This window comes from Marmoricola sp. RAF53 (assembly GCF_052114005.1).
Lineage (GTDB): Bacteria > Actinomycetota > Actinomycetes > Propionibacteriales > Nocardioidaceae > Marmoricola.
On the sequence record NZ_JBFRDX010000002.1, the window covers coordinates 277,910 to 292,002 of the forward strand.

General features: G+C 72.3%; 13 protein-coding genes. 5 read left to right on the forward strand and 8 right to left on the reverse strand.

Annotated features, from left to right (window positions below; genetic code table 11):
* The first annotated feature begins 28 nt into the window (after nt 1–28).
* On the forward strand, nt 29–1,537 hold the full coding sequence (locus AB4Y76_RS02965; protein WP_441922010.1) for a CoA-acylating methylmalonate-semialdehyde dehydrogenase: 1,509 nt from the start codon (nt 29–31) through the stop codon (nt 1,535–1,537).
* Between the two features lie 102 nt (nt 1,538–1,639).
* On the opposite strand, the gene AB4Y76_RS02970 is transcribed toward AB4Y76_RS02965, so the two are convergent.
* Nucleotides 1,640–2,308 (reverse strand): PaaI family thioesterase, encoded by a 669-nt coding sequence (locus AB4Y76_RS02970; protein ID WP_441922011.1) that lies wholly within the window; start codon nt 2,306–2,308, stop codon nt 1,640–1,642.
* 71 nt (nt 2,309–2,379) lie between these two features.
* Between AB4Y76_RS02970 and AB4Y76_RS02975 the strand changes: the two genes are divergently transcribed.
* Nucleotides 2,380–3,546 (forward strand): acyl-CoA dehydrogenase family protein, encoded by a 1,167-nt coding sequence (locus tag AB4Y76_RS02975; RefSeq protein WP_441922012.1) that lies wholly within the window; start codon nt 2,380–2,382, stop codon nt 3,544–3,546.
* Here the strand turns inward: AB4Y76_RS02975 and AB4Y76_RS02980 are convergent.
* Entirely contained in the window at nt 3,536–4,444 is a 909-nt protein-coding gene (locus AB4Y76_RS02980) for a haloalkane dehalogenase (RefSeq protein ID WP_441922013.1), read from the reverse strand. The two genes, AB4Y76_RS02975 and AB4Y76_RS02980, sit on opposite strands and share 11 nt — an antisense overlap.
* A 142-nt stretch (nt 4,445–4,586) precedes the next feature.
* Here AB4Y76_RS02980 and AB4Y76_RS02985 point away from each other — a divergent pair, with 142 nt between their 5' ends.
* Nucleotides 4,587–4,877 carry a hypothetical protein gene (locus AB4Y76_RS02985; protein ID WP_441922014.1) on the forward strand — a complete coding sequence of 97 codons (291 nt, stop codon included), beginning with the start codon at nt 4,587–4,589 and terminating at the stop codon, nt 4,875–4,877.
* Nucleotides 4,878–4,879: 2 nt separating this feature from the next.
* Here the strand turns inward: AB4Y76_RS02985 and AB4Y76_RS02990 are convergent, their stop codons facing one another.
* Complete coding sequence (locus AB4Y76_RS02990; RefSeq protein ID WP_441922015.1) at nt 4,880–5,056, reverse strand: hypothetical protein; 177 nt, start codon at nt 5,054–5,056, stop codon at nt 4,880–4,882.
* Nucleotides 5,057–5,188: 132 nt separating this feature from the next.
* On the opposite strand from AB4Y76_RS02990, the gene AB4Y76_RS02995 reads away from it, so the two are divergent.
* Nucleotides 5,189–5,593 (forward strand): cyclic nucleotide-binding domain-containing protein, encoded by a 405-nt coding sequence (locus tag AB4Y76_RS02995; RefSeq protein ID WP_441922016.1) that lies wholly within the window; start codon nt 5,189–5,191, stop codon nt 5,591–5,593.
* A gap of 14 nt (nt 5,594–5,607) precedes the next feature.
* Here the strand turns inward: AB4Y76_RS02995 and pgeF are convergent, their stop codons facing one another.
* From pgeF to AB4Y76_RS03020, 5 genes are all read right to left on the reverse strand, one after another.
* Nucleotides 5,608–6,402, reverse strand: a complete 795-nt coding sequence (gene pgeF / locus AB4Y76_RS03000) for a peptidoglycan editing factor PgeF (RefSeq protein WP_441922017.1) — start codon at nt 6,400–6,402, stop codon at nt 5,608–5,610.
* Between the two features lie 3 nt (nt 6,403–6,405).
* Nucleotides 6,406–7,686: a UDP-N-acetylmuramoyl-L-alanine--D-glutamate ligase gene (gene murD, locus AB4Y76_RS03005; protein ID WP_441922018.1), complete on the reverse strand. Its 1,281-nt coding sequence runs from the start codon at nt 7,684–7,686 to the stop codon at nt 6,406–6,408.
* Entirely contained in the window at nt 7,683–9,005 is a 1,323-nt protein-coding gene (locus tag AB4Y76_RS03010; RefSeq protein WP_441922019.1) for a hypothetical protein, read from the reverse strand. Before AB4Y76_RS03010 ends, murD begins: the two co-directional genes overlap by 4 nt.
* Before the next feature lie 10 nt (nt 9,006–9,015).
* Nucleotides 9,016–11,154: a DEAD/DEAH box helicase gene (locus AB4Y76_RS03015; protein WP_441922020.1), complete on the reverse strand. Its 2,139-nt coding sequence runs from the start codon at nt 11,152–11,154 to the stop codon at nt 9,016–9,018.
* Nucleotides 11,155–11,423: 269 nt separating this feature from the next.
* The gene (locus AB4Y76_RS03020; protein WP_441922021.1) at nt 11,424–12,554 is read right to left on the reverse strand and encodes a lysylphosphatidylglycerol synthase transmembrane domain-containing protein; all 1,131 of its coding nucleotides are present in this window, start codon (nt 12,552–12,554) and stop codon (nt 11,424–11,426) included.
* A gap of 242 nt (nt 12,555–12,796) precedes the next feature.
* On the opposite strand from AB4Y76_RS03020, the gene AB4Y76_RS03025 reads away from it, so the two are divergent.
* A partial coding sequence (locus AB4Y76_RS03025; RefSeq protein ID WP_441922022.1) for a DUF222 domain-containing protein occupies nt 12,797–14,093 on the forward strand: 1,297 nt, incomplete at its 3' end.

Sequence of the window (14,093 nt, forward strand, 5' to 3'; positions counted from 1 at the left end):
ACCGAAACGACCCCTGGGAGGGGATTCCATGACCGCCACACCGAACGACACGATCCTCGACCACTGGATCAACGGCACCACCAGCCCGGGGTCCTCGACGCGCACCGGCGACGTGTTCGACCCCGCCCGCGGCGTGGTGCAGAAGCAGGTCCGGCTCGGTTCCGCCGCCGACGTCGACGCCGCCGTCGACGCCGCGTCGAAGGCGTTCACCGACTGGAGCCAGGCCTCGATCGCCCGGCGCCAGCAGGTGATGTTCAAGTTCCGCGAGCTGCTCAACGCGCGCACCGGCGAGCTGGCCGAGATCCTCACCTCCGAGCACGGCAAGGTGCTCTCCGACGCGGCCGGCGAGATCGCCCGCGGCCTGGAGGTCGTCGAGTTCGCCTGTGCGCTGCCGCACCTGCTCAAGGGCGCCTACAGCGAGCAGGTCTCCACCGACGTGGACGTCTACTCGCTGCGGCAGCCGCTCGGCGTGGTCGGCGTGATCAGCCCGTTCAACTTCCCGGCGATGGTCCCGATGTGGTTCTTCCCGATCGCGATCGCCACCGGCAACACGGTCGTGCTCAAGCCGAGCGAGAAGGACCCGTCGGCGGCGAACTGGATGGCGGAGCTGATGACCGAGGCCGGGCTGCCGCCGGGCGTCTTCAACGTCGTGCACGGCGACAAGGAGGCCGTCGACCGGCTGCTGGAGCACCCCGACGTCGCCTCGATCTCGTTCGTCGGCTCGACGCCCGTCGCGCGCTACATCTACGAGACCGGGACCGCGCACGGCAAGCGGGTCCAGGCGCTCGGCGGCGCGAAGAACCACATGCTGGTGCTCCCCGACGCCGACCTCGACCTGGTCGCCGACTCCGCGGTGAACGCGGGCTTCGGCTCCGCGGGCGAGCGCTGCATGGCGATCAGCGTCGTGCTCGCCGTCGACTCGGTCGCCGACCCGCTGATCGAGAAGATCAGCACGCGGATGGCGACGCTGAAGACCGGGGACGGCCGGCGCTCCTGCGACATGGGGCCGCTGATCACCCGCGAGCACCGCGACAAGGTGGCCGGGTACGTCGACATCGCCGCCGCCGACGGCGCCACCGTGGTCGTGGACGGAAGAGGCATCGAGGTCGACGGCGAGGCCGACGGCTTCTGGCTCGGACCGACCCTGATCGACAACATGCCGACCACCTCGCAGGCCTACACCGACGAGATCTTCGGGCCGGTCCTCGCGGTCGTCCGGGTCTCCGGGTACGCCGAGGGCCTGGAGGTCATCAACGCCGGCCCGTACGGCAACGGCAGCGCGATCTTCACCAACGACGGCGGGGCGGCCCGCCGGTTCCAGCGCGAGGTCGAGGCCGGCATGGTCGGCGTGAACGTGCCGATCCCGGTCCCGGTCGCCTACCACTCCTTCGGCGGCTGGAAGGCCTCGCTCTTCGGTGATGCGAAGGCCTACGGCCCGCACGGCGTCGACTTCTTCACCCGCGAGAAGGCCGTCACCGCCCGCTGGCTCGACCCCAGCCACGGCGGCTTGAACCTGGGCTTCCCGCAGCACGACTGAGCGGGCGCGGAATCCCCTCTTCCCTTGGGAAACCGGCGTTCCAGCCGAATGCTTCGGGCTGGAACGCCGGAAACGTACTGGAAGCGCTCGACGAAAGTGCGGTCACGGCTGGCCGGGGCGCAGCTCGACGAAGAGCGCCTCGGCCTCGGCCGTGACGGTCTCGCCGTGCTTGAGCACACCGCGGACGTAGCGCTTGCGGCCGTCGATCCGCTCGACCCAGACGTCGACGTCGAGCACCTGCCCGACCGGGGTGACGGCGCGGTAGTCCGCCCTCAGGTACGCCGTCCGCGACGGCGTGCGGTGGCCGTTGACCAGCCGCCCGAAGACCTCGTCGAAGAGCAGCGGGATCGCGCCGCCGTGCACCGCGCCGTTGCCGCCGAGGAAGTACCGGCCGTAGCGGACCGTGCCGGTCACCCGCTCGGGCCCGGCGTCGCGGACCACGAACGCCGGCGACATCGTCTGGCCGCGACCCGGCAGGTCGAACCGGTGCGCGAACAGCTGCTCGCGCTCGGAGACCGCGTCCGCGGCCAGCCGGTCGCGCCAGCCGGCCAGGTCGAAGGCCAGCCTGGTCAGGACGAGGTCGTCGGGCTTCGCCGCGGCCACGTAGTCGAGGAACGAGCGCAGGTTCGTCACCATCTCGGCGTACGGGTCCAGCCCGGCCGGATCGGTCAGGTCCGCGACCTCGTCGTCGAAGCCTTGGTCGGGGAAGCCGCCGGGCCGGTCGGCGCCGAGCCCGAGGGTCGGGTCGTCGGACTGCTGGAACTGGGTCACCCGGGCATGTAACCACGCCCGGCCGCGCCGCTAACGTGGGGACCGCCACTGCGACCCTGGAGGGACCCCCGATGACCGCGCGACGTGTACTGCCCACCGACGAGGCCACCGACCTGCTCAAGCTGGTCCGCGACCTGGCCACCCGCGAGCTGCTGCCCGCGGCGGCCGCGGCCGAGCGGGACGCCGCGTTCCCGCGGGAGACCTTCCGGCTGCTCGGCCGCGCCGGGGTGCTCGGCCTCCCCTACCCCGAGGAGTACGGCGGCGGCGGGCAGCCCTACGAGGTCTACCTGCAGGTGCTGGAGGAGATCGGCGCCGTCTGGTCCAGTGTCGGCGTCGGCGTCTCGGTGCACGCGCTCTCCTGTTTCGGGCTGGCGAACTTCGGCACCGAGGAGCAGCGGCGGGCGTGGCTGCCGGACATGCTCGGCGGCGAGCTGCTCGGCGCCTACTGCCTCTCGGAGCCGCAGGCCGGCTCGGACCCGGCGGCGATGCGCACCTCGGCCCGCCGCGACGGCGACGAGTACGTGCTCAACGGCGCGAAGGCGTGGACGACCCACGGTGGCGAGGCGGACTTCTACAAGGTGATGGCCCGGACCTCGGAGGACAGGACGGGGATCTCCTGCTTCCTGGTGCCGGCCGACACCCCCGGCCTGTCCGCGGACACCCCGGAGCAGAAGATGGGCCTGACCGGCTCGACGACCGCGACGATGCTCTTCGACAACGTCCGGGTGCCGGTGGAGCGCCGGCTCGGCGCCGAGGGACAGGGGCTGTCGATCGCGCTGGCCGGCCTGGACTCCGGCCGCCTCGGCATCGCCGCCGTCGCGACCGGCCTGGCCCAGGGCGCGCTCGACCACGCGGTCGCCTACGCCAAGGAGCGGGAGACCTTCGAGCGCCGGATCATCGACCACCAGGGCCTGGCGTTCGTGCTCGCCGACATGGAGGCCGCGGTGCAGACCGCGCGGGCCGCGACCCTGCACGCGGCCCGGCTCAAGGACCGCGGGCTGCCGTTCAGCCGGGAGGCGTCGATCGCCAAGCTGGTCGCCACCGACAACGCCATGAAGGTCACCACCGACGCCGTCCAGGTGCTCGGCGGGTACGGCTACACCAAGGACTTCCCGGTCGAGCGGTACATGCGCGAGGCCAAGGTGATGCAGATCTTCGAGGGCACCAACCAGATCCAGCGGATGGTGATCAGCCGTCAGCTCGACAAGGACAACCACGGCGCGATCGTCACCGGCTGAGACCGGCCTGCCACTCCAGCGTGCGCCGGGCGATCTCCTCGCCGGCGTCCTCCTGCACGAAGTGCCCGCCCGCGACCCGGGCGTGCGGCTGGCCCTGGGCACCGGGGACGTGCTGCTGGAGCGGCTTGTCGGCCCGGCCGAGGATCGGGTCGTGCTGCCCGAAGAGGGTGAGGAACGGCTTCTCCCACGCCCCCAGCGCCTCCCAGGCACGGACGTTCGTGGGCACCGCCGGATCGTCCGGCGAGGTCGGCACCAGGGTCGGGAAGACCCGCGCCCCGACCTTGTACGACGCGTCCGGGAACGGCGCGTCGTACGCCGCCCGCTCGGCCCGGCTGAGCTTCCGCCGGGTGCCGGTGGCGACGATCCGGCCGACCGGGAGCACCGGTGACCAGCGGACGAACGACCGCCAGATCTTGAACGCGGGACCCGGGTCCCGGTCACCGGTCGGGAGGAACCCGTTGGCGACCACGACCGCGTCGAAGCGCCCGGGGTTCTCGGCGGCGAGCCTGAGCCCGAGCAGCGAGCCCCAGTCCTGGCAGACCAGCGTGACCCGGCGCAGGTCGAGCGCCTCGATCCACTCGGTCAGCCAGTCGACGTGCTGCTGGTAGCTGTAGGCCTCCGGACGGGTCGGCTTGTCGGAGCGTCCGAAGCCGACCAGGTCCGGCGCGATCGCACGGCGGCCGGCGGCGGCGAAGACGGGCACCATCCGCCGGTACAGGTAGCTCCACGAGGGCTCGCCGTGCAGCATCAGCACCGGGTCGGCGTTCGGCGGACCTTCGTCGAGGTGGTGCATCCGCAGTCCGCCGGCCAGCTCGGTGTAGTGCGGCGCGAACGGGTAGTCGGGCAGGTGCGCGAAACGGGCGTCCGGGGTGCGGCGTACGTCGGGCGGAGGGGTCACGGGCGCAGCCTGCCACGTCGTCGTCGATCCGGGGAGGGCCGGATCACACCACCCGAACGGGCCTTGCCGCGTAACAGCCGGCAGGAGTAGTCGTTGTACGAGGCACAGAAACCTCCACGGGGGACACAGGAAGGTGGTCGTGATGCGTCAAAGCTCCGAGCTCTCCGGAGAGCTCACCGAACTGCTGCAGCACACCGTCGCGGACCACCTCGGTCCGGCCACGCTCGACCAGGAGCTGGTGGCCGTGATGTGCGTCGACGCGGTCGCGTTCGCACGCACGTACTCGCCGCACCACGTCGGCCAGCGGGCCCGTTCGGCGGCGTCGCTGCTGCTCGAGCTCGCCTGCCCGACGATGAGCGCACCGCTGCGCCAGGAGCTCAGCATCGCCTGCGAGCTGGCCGCCATCGGTGCCGAGGTCCGCGCGCTGCACTGACGTCAGCGTCCGGCGGACGCGACCTGCTCGACGGCGGGTCGCGGGGGCTCGGACGCCCCGACGGCGTCTCCGATCCGGATCCCCATCACGAGCGCTGCCGCGGCGGTGACGCAGCAGAAGGCCAGCAGTGCCCGGAGTCGGTGGGTCAGGTGCGTGCGGTCGGTTGCGTGTCTGCTCACACTCTGGAGACTGCGAGCGCGACCGCATGATTACGCATTCGACTGCAAAACATGACGAACCGACCCCGAGCGCACCGATCGCCGGGCGACAGGTACAGACAGGTTCCCGGGCGCAGGTCTAGTTTTCCTGGCATGAGGTTGCACAAGGACGCCAAGGCGGAGCTGATCCGGTCGATCCCGCTGTTCGCCGGTTGCACTCCCGACGAGATCCACGAGGTCGCCGCGATCGCGGACGAGGTCGACCTCCGCCAGGGGAAGCGACTCACCACCGAGAACACCGAGGGCCGCGAGTTCGTGGTGATCATCGACGGCACCGCCGAGGTCCACAAGGGCGACGAGGTCATCAACCGGATCGGACCCGGCGAGTGGGTCGGCGAGATCGCGCTGCTCACCGGGACGCCGCGGACGGCGACCGTGGTGGCGACCGCGCCGGTGCACGCACTGGTGATCGAGGGCCACCGGTTCACCCAGCTGATGGAGCACGCGCCCCAGATCCGGGCGAAGATCGAGAAGGTGCTGGCCGAGCGCACCGGCTGACCTCCCGGCTGACCTCAGGCCAGCACCACGACCGCCATGAACCGGCCGCACGGGCGGGCCGCGCGGTCGGAGAAGAACGTGTCGGTGCTGGTCCGGGTGTCGGTGTCCATCACCTCGACCGTGCCGACGCCGAGGTCGGCCAGCTGCTGCCGTACGGCGCCCCGGAGGTCGGCGTACGCGTGTCCCGGCCGGCTGGGCCGGGTGTGCACGCCGGGCCCGAAGAGGGCGTCGAAGGCGTCCGCCTCGGCCCGCCCCACCTCGTAGGAGTCCGCCCCGACGCACGGCCCGACCCCGGCGACCAGGTCGGCCGGGTCGGTCCCGTAGAGCCGTGTCATCGTCGCCGTGGTGGCGGCGAGCACGCCCGCGACCACCCCGGGACGGCCGCAGTGCGCGGCGCCGACGGCGCGGTGGACCGGGTCCCACAGCAGCACCGGCGCGCAGTCCGCGACCAGGGTGCCGAGCGCGACCCCGGGCACGTCGGTGACCAGCGCGTCGGTGCCCTCGAAGGCGGCGACGGCGTCGGCCACGCCGCTCATCCCGCGGCCGGCGAGCTCGGCGGTGACCTGCGCGACCCGGGCCCCGTGCTGCTGGTCGGCGACGGTCAGGGCCGGGACGCCGAGCAGCCGGGCGACCCGGGTGCGGTTCTCCAGGACGGCGGCGGGGTCGTCGCCGACGTGGTCCCCGAGGTTGAGCGAGTCGTAGACGCCGGTGCTGACGCCCCCGTGCCGGGTGGTGACCACCGCCCGGACACCCGTCCCGTCGAAGCCGAACGGCCGCAGGGACGGGGGCACCGACGTCGCCGCCGTCACCGCTCAGTCCTCCAGGTCGCGCATCGCGGCCTCGAAGACGTCGGCGCGCTCCGCGTAGTCCTTGAACCGGCCGAAGCTGGGCGCCGCCGGCGAGAGGAGCACGACCCCGTCCGGTCGCGCCCACGCGTACGCCGCCCCGACCGCGGCGACCAGGTCGTCGGCCGGCCGGGTGTCGACGCCGGGGGCGTGCTCGGCGAGCGCGGCGGCGATCCGCGGGCCGTTGTCGGGCAGGGTCAGCACGAGCAGCGGGTCCGCGCGCCCGGCCAGGCCCTCGGCCAGGGGCACGTAGTCGATGCCGCGGTCGTGACCGCCGACCAGGAGCGCCACCCGGCGGCCGGCGAAGGCGTCCACGGCGGCCAGGGTGGGCAGCGTGTTCGTGCTCAGGCTGTCGTCGACGAAGTCGACCCCGCCGACGGTGCCGACCGCGGTGAGCCGGCTGCGCAACGGCTGGTAGTCCCGCGCGGCACGGGCGACGGCCGCGTCGTCGTCTGCCCCGGGGACGCCGAGCCGGACCAGCGCCTCGCGGGCCAGCAGCGCGTTGCGGCGGTTGTGCGCGCCGAGGAGGCCGAGCGCGTCCACCCAGGCACCCTCCGACCCGGGCCCGACCTCGACGACGTGCTCACCGAGCAGGTCGCGGTGCCGCGCCAGGCCGGGGTCGCCCGCGGGCACGACGACGACCTCGACGCCCGGCCGGGTGCAGAGCGAGAGCTTGTCCCGGACGTAGTTGTCGACGCCGTGGTGCCAGGTCAGGTGGTCCTCGCCGAGCGAGGTGACCACGACGACCGCCGGCCCGACCTCGAGGTCGCGGGCCTGGTAGCTGGACACCTCGACGACGTACCAGTCGGCCGGCCCAGGGCCGGACTCCGCCTCCGGGTCCCACGGCGGCGAGCCGAGGTTGCCGCCGGTCAGGCAGGTCTCGCCCAGGCCGCGGACCAGCGCGCCGGCGATGCTGGTGGTGGTGCTCTTGCCCTTGGTGCCGGTGATGCAGACGACCCGGTTCTTCGGCGCGCCGGCGAGCCAGAGGCCGAGGCCGCCGACCAGGCGCACCCCGGCCTGCGCCAGCGTCCGCGCGGGGGCGTCGTACGGGCTGATCCCGGGGCTCTTCACCACGACGTCGCAGCCGAGCAGGGCCTGCACCGCGGCGTCGTCGGTCCCGCCGACCACCGCGGTCGGCTCGATCCCGTCGGCGGCGAGCCGGCGTAGCGTCGCGGTGCCCTCGACCCCGGTCCCCCAGACACCGACCCGGAGGCCGTGCAGGTCGGCCCAGGAGAGCGCGCCGGTCATGCAGCCGGTGCGTCGTCGGGGAGGAAGTGCGGGCCCTGCCGGTGCAGCAGGGTCTCCTCGGACGGGACCGGCATCCCGGCCCCCTCCACGTACGCCGCCAGCGACGCCAGCAGCGGGTTGCCCGCCCGGTCGTCGCGCGCCGCCGCGAGCAGGACCGCACGGCGGCACTCCCCCTCGTCGCCGACGCACTCCAGCGGCTTGGCGCGGCCCGGCTCGCCGAGGAGCGAGCGGAACTCCGGCTCCAGGTCGGCCCGGCCGAGCGGCTCGCGCCCCCCGAAGATCTCCTCCAGCCGGGACCGGTCGACGTACGGCGCCAGGATCAGGTCGATGAAGCAGCACTTGTCGCACTCGCCGCACCACTGGCTGAGCCGGCTGGCCGCGTCGACGTAGAACGCCTTGTTGCAGCTGCGGAACGCGAGGTGGTACTCGGGCAGGTCGGCGAAGCGGCGGCTCACCCAGAGCTCGCTGTAGGGCCGTAGCGCCGAGTAGTAGTCCAGGCCGGTGACCGACTCGGCGAGCACCTCGCGGAACGCGGACTCGAAGGCCAGGCTCTTGGACCACTGGTGGTTGACCGGGACGCCGTTGGCGACCATCGCGGTCGGCTCGCTGGCGGAGTGCTCGTTGGACATCACCACCCGGTCGCGGCCGTTGGCGACCGCCACCAGCAGCGCCAGCGCGGAGAGGATGCCGGTGACCGGCACGTGGCCGTTGAAGTAGCCGCGCTCGCGGGAGGCGAGCACCTGCGGGTCGAGGTGGCGGCGGGCGCGCAGCACCGGCAGCCCGGCGACGACCGCGGTGTCCTCGATCGGCGCGAACGGCACGTCGGAGGTGTTCGCGACGAACAGCGCCGCGTCCGGCAGGTGCTCCTTGATCTGCTCGACCACGACGACCGAGTCGATGCCGCCGCCGAACGGGACCAGCGGGTGCCCGGTCTTCACGTCGGCGACCACCGGCGCGGCGGTCCGCTCGGGCGCCTCGATCCGCAGGTCGCTGAGGTCGTGGCCGCCGGTGTAGGAGAACTCGGCGAGCCCGTAGAGGTAGTAGTCGCGCAGGAACGTCCGCTCGCGCGCGGTGAGGCCGTCCGCCGGACCCTCGATCAGCGGCGGCGCGCCGGTCTTGTAGTAAGAGATCCCGGCGAGCAGGAAGACCAGCCGCGCGACCGCCTGGGCGGCCGGCGAGGTGTGGTCGCCCGGACCGCAGTCGAAGCGCTCGGTGAACGACTCGTCGTCCAGCGCGTAGGTGCAGGTCAGGGTGCCGTCCGCGTCGAGCGTGAAGCCCGTGTAGCGGAAGATCTCGCCCCGGGTACGTCGATCGGTCACGCCGGGCAGCCTACCCGGCGAGCTCACGCGCGCTGAGCGCCGCGGTGAGCAGGGCCACCAGGGCCTCGGTCTGCAGGTCGACCGAGGACACGACGTCCTCGTCGGAGCCGTCGAGCGCCCGGGCCGCGAGACCCGCCTTGGTGTCGATGATCTCCGCGATCCGGGTGTCGACCGTCTGCGCCGCGATCAGGCGCCACGCGGTGACCGGCTCGTCCTGGCCGATCCGGTGCACCCGGTCGATCGCCTGGGTCTGCTCGGCCGCGGTCCAGGAGAGCTCGGCGAGGACCACGTTGGAGGCGACCTGGAGGTTGACGCCGACACCGGCCGCGGCCAGCGAGCAGACGATCACCTCGATCTCGGGGTCGTTGACGAACGAGTCGATGTTCCGGGTCCGGGCGGCCGTGCTCTGGTCGCCGCGGATCGAGGCGTACTTGATGCCGCGCTTGGCGAAGTTCGCCTCGGCGACGTCCATCACGTCGATGTGCCGGGCGAAGAAGACGACCTTGCCGACGTTGCGGGCCAGCTGGGCGGTGTAGTCGGCGGCCAGCTCGGCCTTGGCCCGGCCGATCCGGCGCATCAGGCCGAACACGTTCTCGCCGGTCTTCTCGTCGCCGTCCTCGCGCTCCCAGCCCGCGACGCGGCGGACCAGGTCGTGGTCGATCCCGGCGACCTCGTGGCCTTCCTTGCGGGCGGCCAGGGCGCTGTCGTAGCGGGCCACCAGGCGGCGGGTGAGCTCGGCCTCGGCGGCCCGGATCGAGCGGCCGGCCTCGCCGTCGAGCTCGACCGGGATGTCGGCGATCCGCCGCTCCGGGATGTCCTTGGCGACGTCGACCTTGCGGCGCCGGACGATGCCCTGCTCGATGACGGCACGGCGCGCGGCCGGGAAGAACGCCGGCTCCAGCGGGGTCAGCCCGGTGTCCTCGAGCGCGTCCATCAGCGGGCCGAGCGGCTTGCGGTCGTCGATCCAGCCGAGGAACTGCCAGATCGCCCGGAAGTCGTCGATGTCGTTGATCAGCGGCGTCCCGGTCAGGGCCATCAGCAGCGGCCGGCCGATCGTGCGCCGGATGCTCGCCGCCACGTGCAGCACGTGCTGCGAACGCTGCGAGCTCTTGTTCTTGATGAAGTGCGCCTCGTCGACGACCATGCCGCGGAAGCCGAGCTCGGTGAGCCAGCCGACGTGCCGGTCGAGCACCTCGTAGTTGACGATGATGATGTCGGCGAACCCGTCGATCGTGTCGCCGTCGCCGTGGATCACCGTGGCCGGGTGCCGCGGCGTCCAGCGCTCGGCCTCGCGGGCCCAGTTGGTCTTCACCACGTTCGGGACGACGACCAGCAGCGGGTAGGCGTCGGCGGCCTGCGCGGCCAGCAGCGCCTGCGCGGTCTTGCCCAGGCCGGGCTCGTCGGCGAGCAGGAACGAGCGGTGCTCCTTCGCGGCCTCGACCAGCTCCGCCTGGTGGTGCATCAGCTCCAGGCCCTCGGGCACCTTGATCAGGCCCGGCTCCGGCAGCACCATGCACGCCGGGGCACCGGAGTCGGCCTGCTCGAACGAGCGGAACAGCGGGCCGAGCAGCTCCCAGCGGGCCAGCTCGCTGTCGCGGTGCCGGCGACGCGGCGCGCTGAAGTCGGGGACCATGAACGGGTTCGCGAGGCGGCGCGAGAGCACCGACTGCGGGACCACCCGGCGCGGCTCGGACTCGCTCGGCTCGACCTGCTTGGGAGCCGGGACCTCCTCGGCGACCTCGATGCCGCCGGCGGTCTTGATCTCCCGGATCAGAGCCCGGGCCTCGCTGTCGACCTCGGCGCCGTCGCCTAGCAGCTCGAAGAGCGTCGAGTCGCGACCGGCGGTCTGGGCCAGGATCGTGGCGATCCCGTCGAGGCGCTTGAGCTCCTCACCGCGGCGCGACTCCGAGAGCGTCTCGTCGGCCTTGATCCGCAGCCGCTCCTCGCGGGCCAGCAGGGCGACGACCTGGAACTTGGTGCGGGTCGAGGGCGCGATCGAGCGCTTCTCGACCGCCGACTCCACCTCGCGCACGGCACGGGCGAGCTGCGGGATGATCCCGCCCTCGTCGCGGGCGCGCCCGTTGGCGGGGCGTCGCGTCTGCGTGCCGGTACGGCGGGCACCGCTCTGGCGCTGCCTGGTTCGAGCCACTGATCCTCCGTGTCCTTCGTGCGGCCAGACGCCGCACCAGTCACCCCGGGTCTCCCCCGGTACATCCCCTCGGCCCGCCCGGACGGACCCGGCGACTCGGGCCGCACCGTCGTCGCGACGGACCGCGTGTGTCGTCGGCCGGGCTGAGCCACGACGGGAACACACCTGAGATCCAGGGCTTCCTCGGCTCGCGGGGCCGACGTACGAGTTGCACGACCAGGATACCGGATCGGAGCCGATCCGCCGACCCGGCGGCCGGACGGGCCCGCTCAGGCGCCGGCGGCCGCCTCCTGGGCCTCGTGGCGCTCGCGGAACCGGAGCACCCGCCAGATCACGTAGGAGACCGCCCCGGTGATCAGCGGGAGGGCGTAGGTGAGCGCCCGGAAGACCAGGACGCCGGCGATGACCTCGTTCTTCGCGGCCTCGCCCAGGACGGCGACGTAGATCGTGGTGTAGACGACCTCGGCGACACCGACGCCGCCCGGGGTGATCGGCACGATCAGGCACAGGCGGCCGATCGAGTACAGGGTCAGGCCGAGCGAGACCGGCAGGTCCTTCTCCGAGACCCCGCAGGCGTACATGCTCGCCACCAGGAGCACGCCGTTGGCGAGGTAGCCGGCGAAGACGCAGCCGAGCAGGCTCACCCGGTGCAGCTCCAGCTCGGCGAGAGTGCTGCTGCGCAGCTCGACGACCTGGTCGGGCCAGGTCGTCATCGCCGGCTTCTTGAACAGCTTGCGCAGCGGGTTGACCAGGCGCTGCGCGACCCGGCCGACGCGCGCGGCCAGGTGCTCGCTGCCGAACACCGCGCTCACCAGCAGGATCGTCACCACCGAGACCGTGATCGCGACCAGGCCGACCAGCCAGACCCACTCGCTGCGTCCGAGCGCCGGCATCCCGAGCAGCACCCAGACGAGCCAGAAGAGGCCGGGCGCGACCAGGATCAGCGCGTTCGACAGCACCCCGATCGTCACCGTGGCCCCGGCGAAGCGCTCGGTGCTGACGCCCCAGGAGCGCAGGATCACGTACTGCGCCGCCGTCCCGGACGGCCCGGGGACGATGTTGCTGACCGCGGTGGCGGCCTCCTTGCTGATCGCGGAGCGAAACAGCGACAACCCCGGCACGATCACCGCGAACGCGATCCAGAGCAGCAGCCGGATCAGCAGCGCGATCAGGACGAGCCCGACCACGGTGGCCGGGCTCATGCCCGCGATCGCGTCCCAGACCTCGCCCATCCCGCTGAGCGTCGGGATGAGCACCCCGAAGAGCAGCACGATCAGACCGCCGGAGAGCGCCGCGCTCAGCACCTTGAGCAGCACCGACCGCGGCCCCGGCGCAGCGCCGAGGGCCTCCGGGGACAGCGGCACCGTGGCCGCGTCCTCGTGGGGGGTGTGCTCGCTCATCGCGGACGGATCCCTTCGTCGGCACCCGAGTCCACCACTTCCGGCCGTGGTACGGGGTCACCCGAACTTGGTGAACGGCGGAGCACCTGGGCGTCGAGCTGTGGTCCTCGAGCTGTGGTCGTCGAGCCTGTCGAGACGGCGTGAGCAAGGCAGGGCCCGTCCTCGCAGCCACCCCGAATTTCCCTGTGGACAAGGCGAATTCCGACACCAAGACTGTCGGTGCCGTTCCCTAGATTCATCTCATGACCTCGGGCACCCTCGACGCAGCAACGGCACTGACCGCTGCGCGTCGTTTTCGTGCCGAGGCTGATGCTGCCGAGGTCGGCCTGCTCGTGCAGGCAGTCGCCTGGGCAGCACAGCACACCGTCACCGACCCGGACTTCGCGGCGACCTGGGGCGACACCCCGGTTCCGCTGGCGGGCGAGGGCGCGCCGTTGGTCTCGAACTTCTGCGTTACCGAGTTCAGCGCCGCGCTCGGGATGTCGGACCGCTCCGGTCGGGCGTTGATCGCCGAGGCGATGGAGCTGGCGCACCGGCTGCCTCGGGTCTGGCACCGCATCACCTCCGGGACCCTGAAGGTGTGGCGAGCGCGACTGATCGCCTCCAAGACCCTGCACCTGTCGATGGACGCGGCCGCGTACGTCGATGCGCAGGTGGCACGCTTCGCCCACCGGATCGGGGCGGCGGAGACCGCCCGGCTGGTCGATGAGGCGATCGCCCGGTTCATGCCCGAGACCGCCCGGGAGATCGCCGAACGTCGCGCTGATCAGCGCCACGTGACCGTGGACCACCACCAGGTCTCCTTCGAAGGCACCAGCCTGATCCACGGCGAGCTCGACCTGGTCGATGCCCTCGACCTCGACGCCCGCCTCTCCGCCGATGCGGCGCTGTTGAAGGAATGGGGCTCGCAGGCATCCCTGGACGCCCGCCGCGCCGAAGCGCTGGGGAACCTGGCCCGCGGCGAACTGCCGCTGCCCTCCTCATCGCTGGTTGAGGAGGCCGCGCAGCGGCCGTCTCGAAACCCCGCAAGCCAAGAAGCAACCGCACCACCAGCCCCCCGCCGCCCCATCACCCTCTACCTCCACCTCGACCCCCGTGACCCCTTCGGCCGTCTGGAGAACCGCGGMCCCCACCTGATCTCCCAGGAACAGATCCAGGGCTGGCTCAACGCACCCGGCGCCCAGATCACCMTCCGCCCGGTGATCGACCTCAACGAAGAACTCGCAACCAAGGCCTACCAGCCCTCCGACCGGCTCCGCGAACAAGTCATCCTCCGAGACCGCACCTGCGTGTTCCCCTACTGCACCCGCAACGCCCGCGCCTGCGACCTCGACCACATCGAGCCCTACGACCCCGACGGCGGCACCGACCAGACCMGGACCTCGAACCTCGCCGCCCTCTGCCGCCACCACCACCGCCTCAAAACCCACGCCGGCTGGCACTACGACATCCAGAGACCCGGGACCTACCGCTGGCGATCACCAGCCGGCTACACCTACCTCCGCGACCAGACCGGCACCCGACAACTCACCCCGAGAC

Coding starts and splice junctions, on each gene's coding strand:
- AB4Y76_RS03020 (WP_441922021.1), bottom strand. CDS start 12,554: ATGAGCGAGCACACCCCCCACGAGGACGCGGCCACGGTGCCGCTGTCC.
- AB4Y76_RS02995 (WP_441922016.1), top strand. CDS start 5,189: ATGAGGTTGCACAAGGACGCCAAGGCGGAGCTGATCCGGTCGATCCCG.
- AB4Y76_RS02965 (WP_441922010.1), top strand. CDS start 29: ATGACCGCCACACCGAACGACACGATCCTCGACCACTGGATCAACGGC.
- AB4Y76_RS02985 (WP_441922014.1), top strand. CDS start 4,587: ATGCGTCAAAGCTCCGAGCTCTCCGGAGAGCTCACCGAACTGCTGCAG.
- murD (WP_441922018.1), bottom strand. CDS start 7,686: ATGACCGGCGCGCTCTCCTGGGCCGACCTGCACGGCCTCCGGGTCGGT.
- AB4Y76_RS02975 (WP_441922012.1), top strand. CDS start 2,380: ATGACCGCGCGACGTGTACTGCCCACCGACGAGGCCACCGACCTGCTC.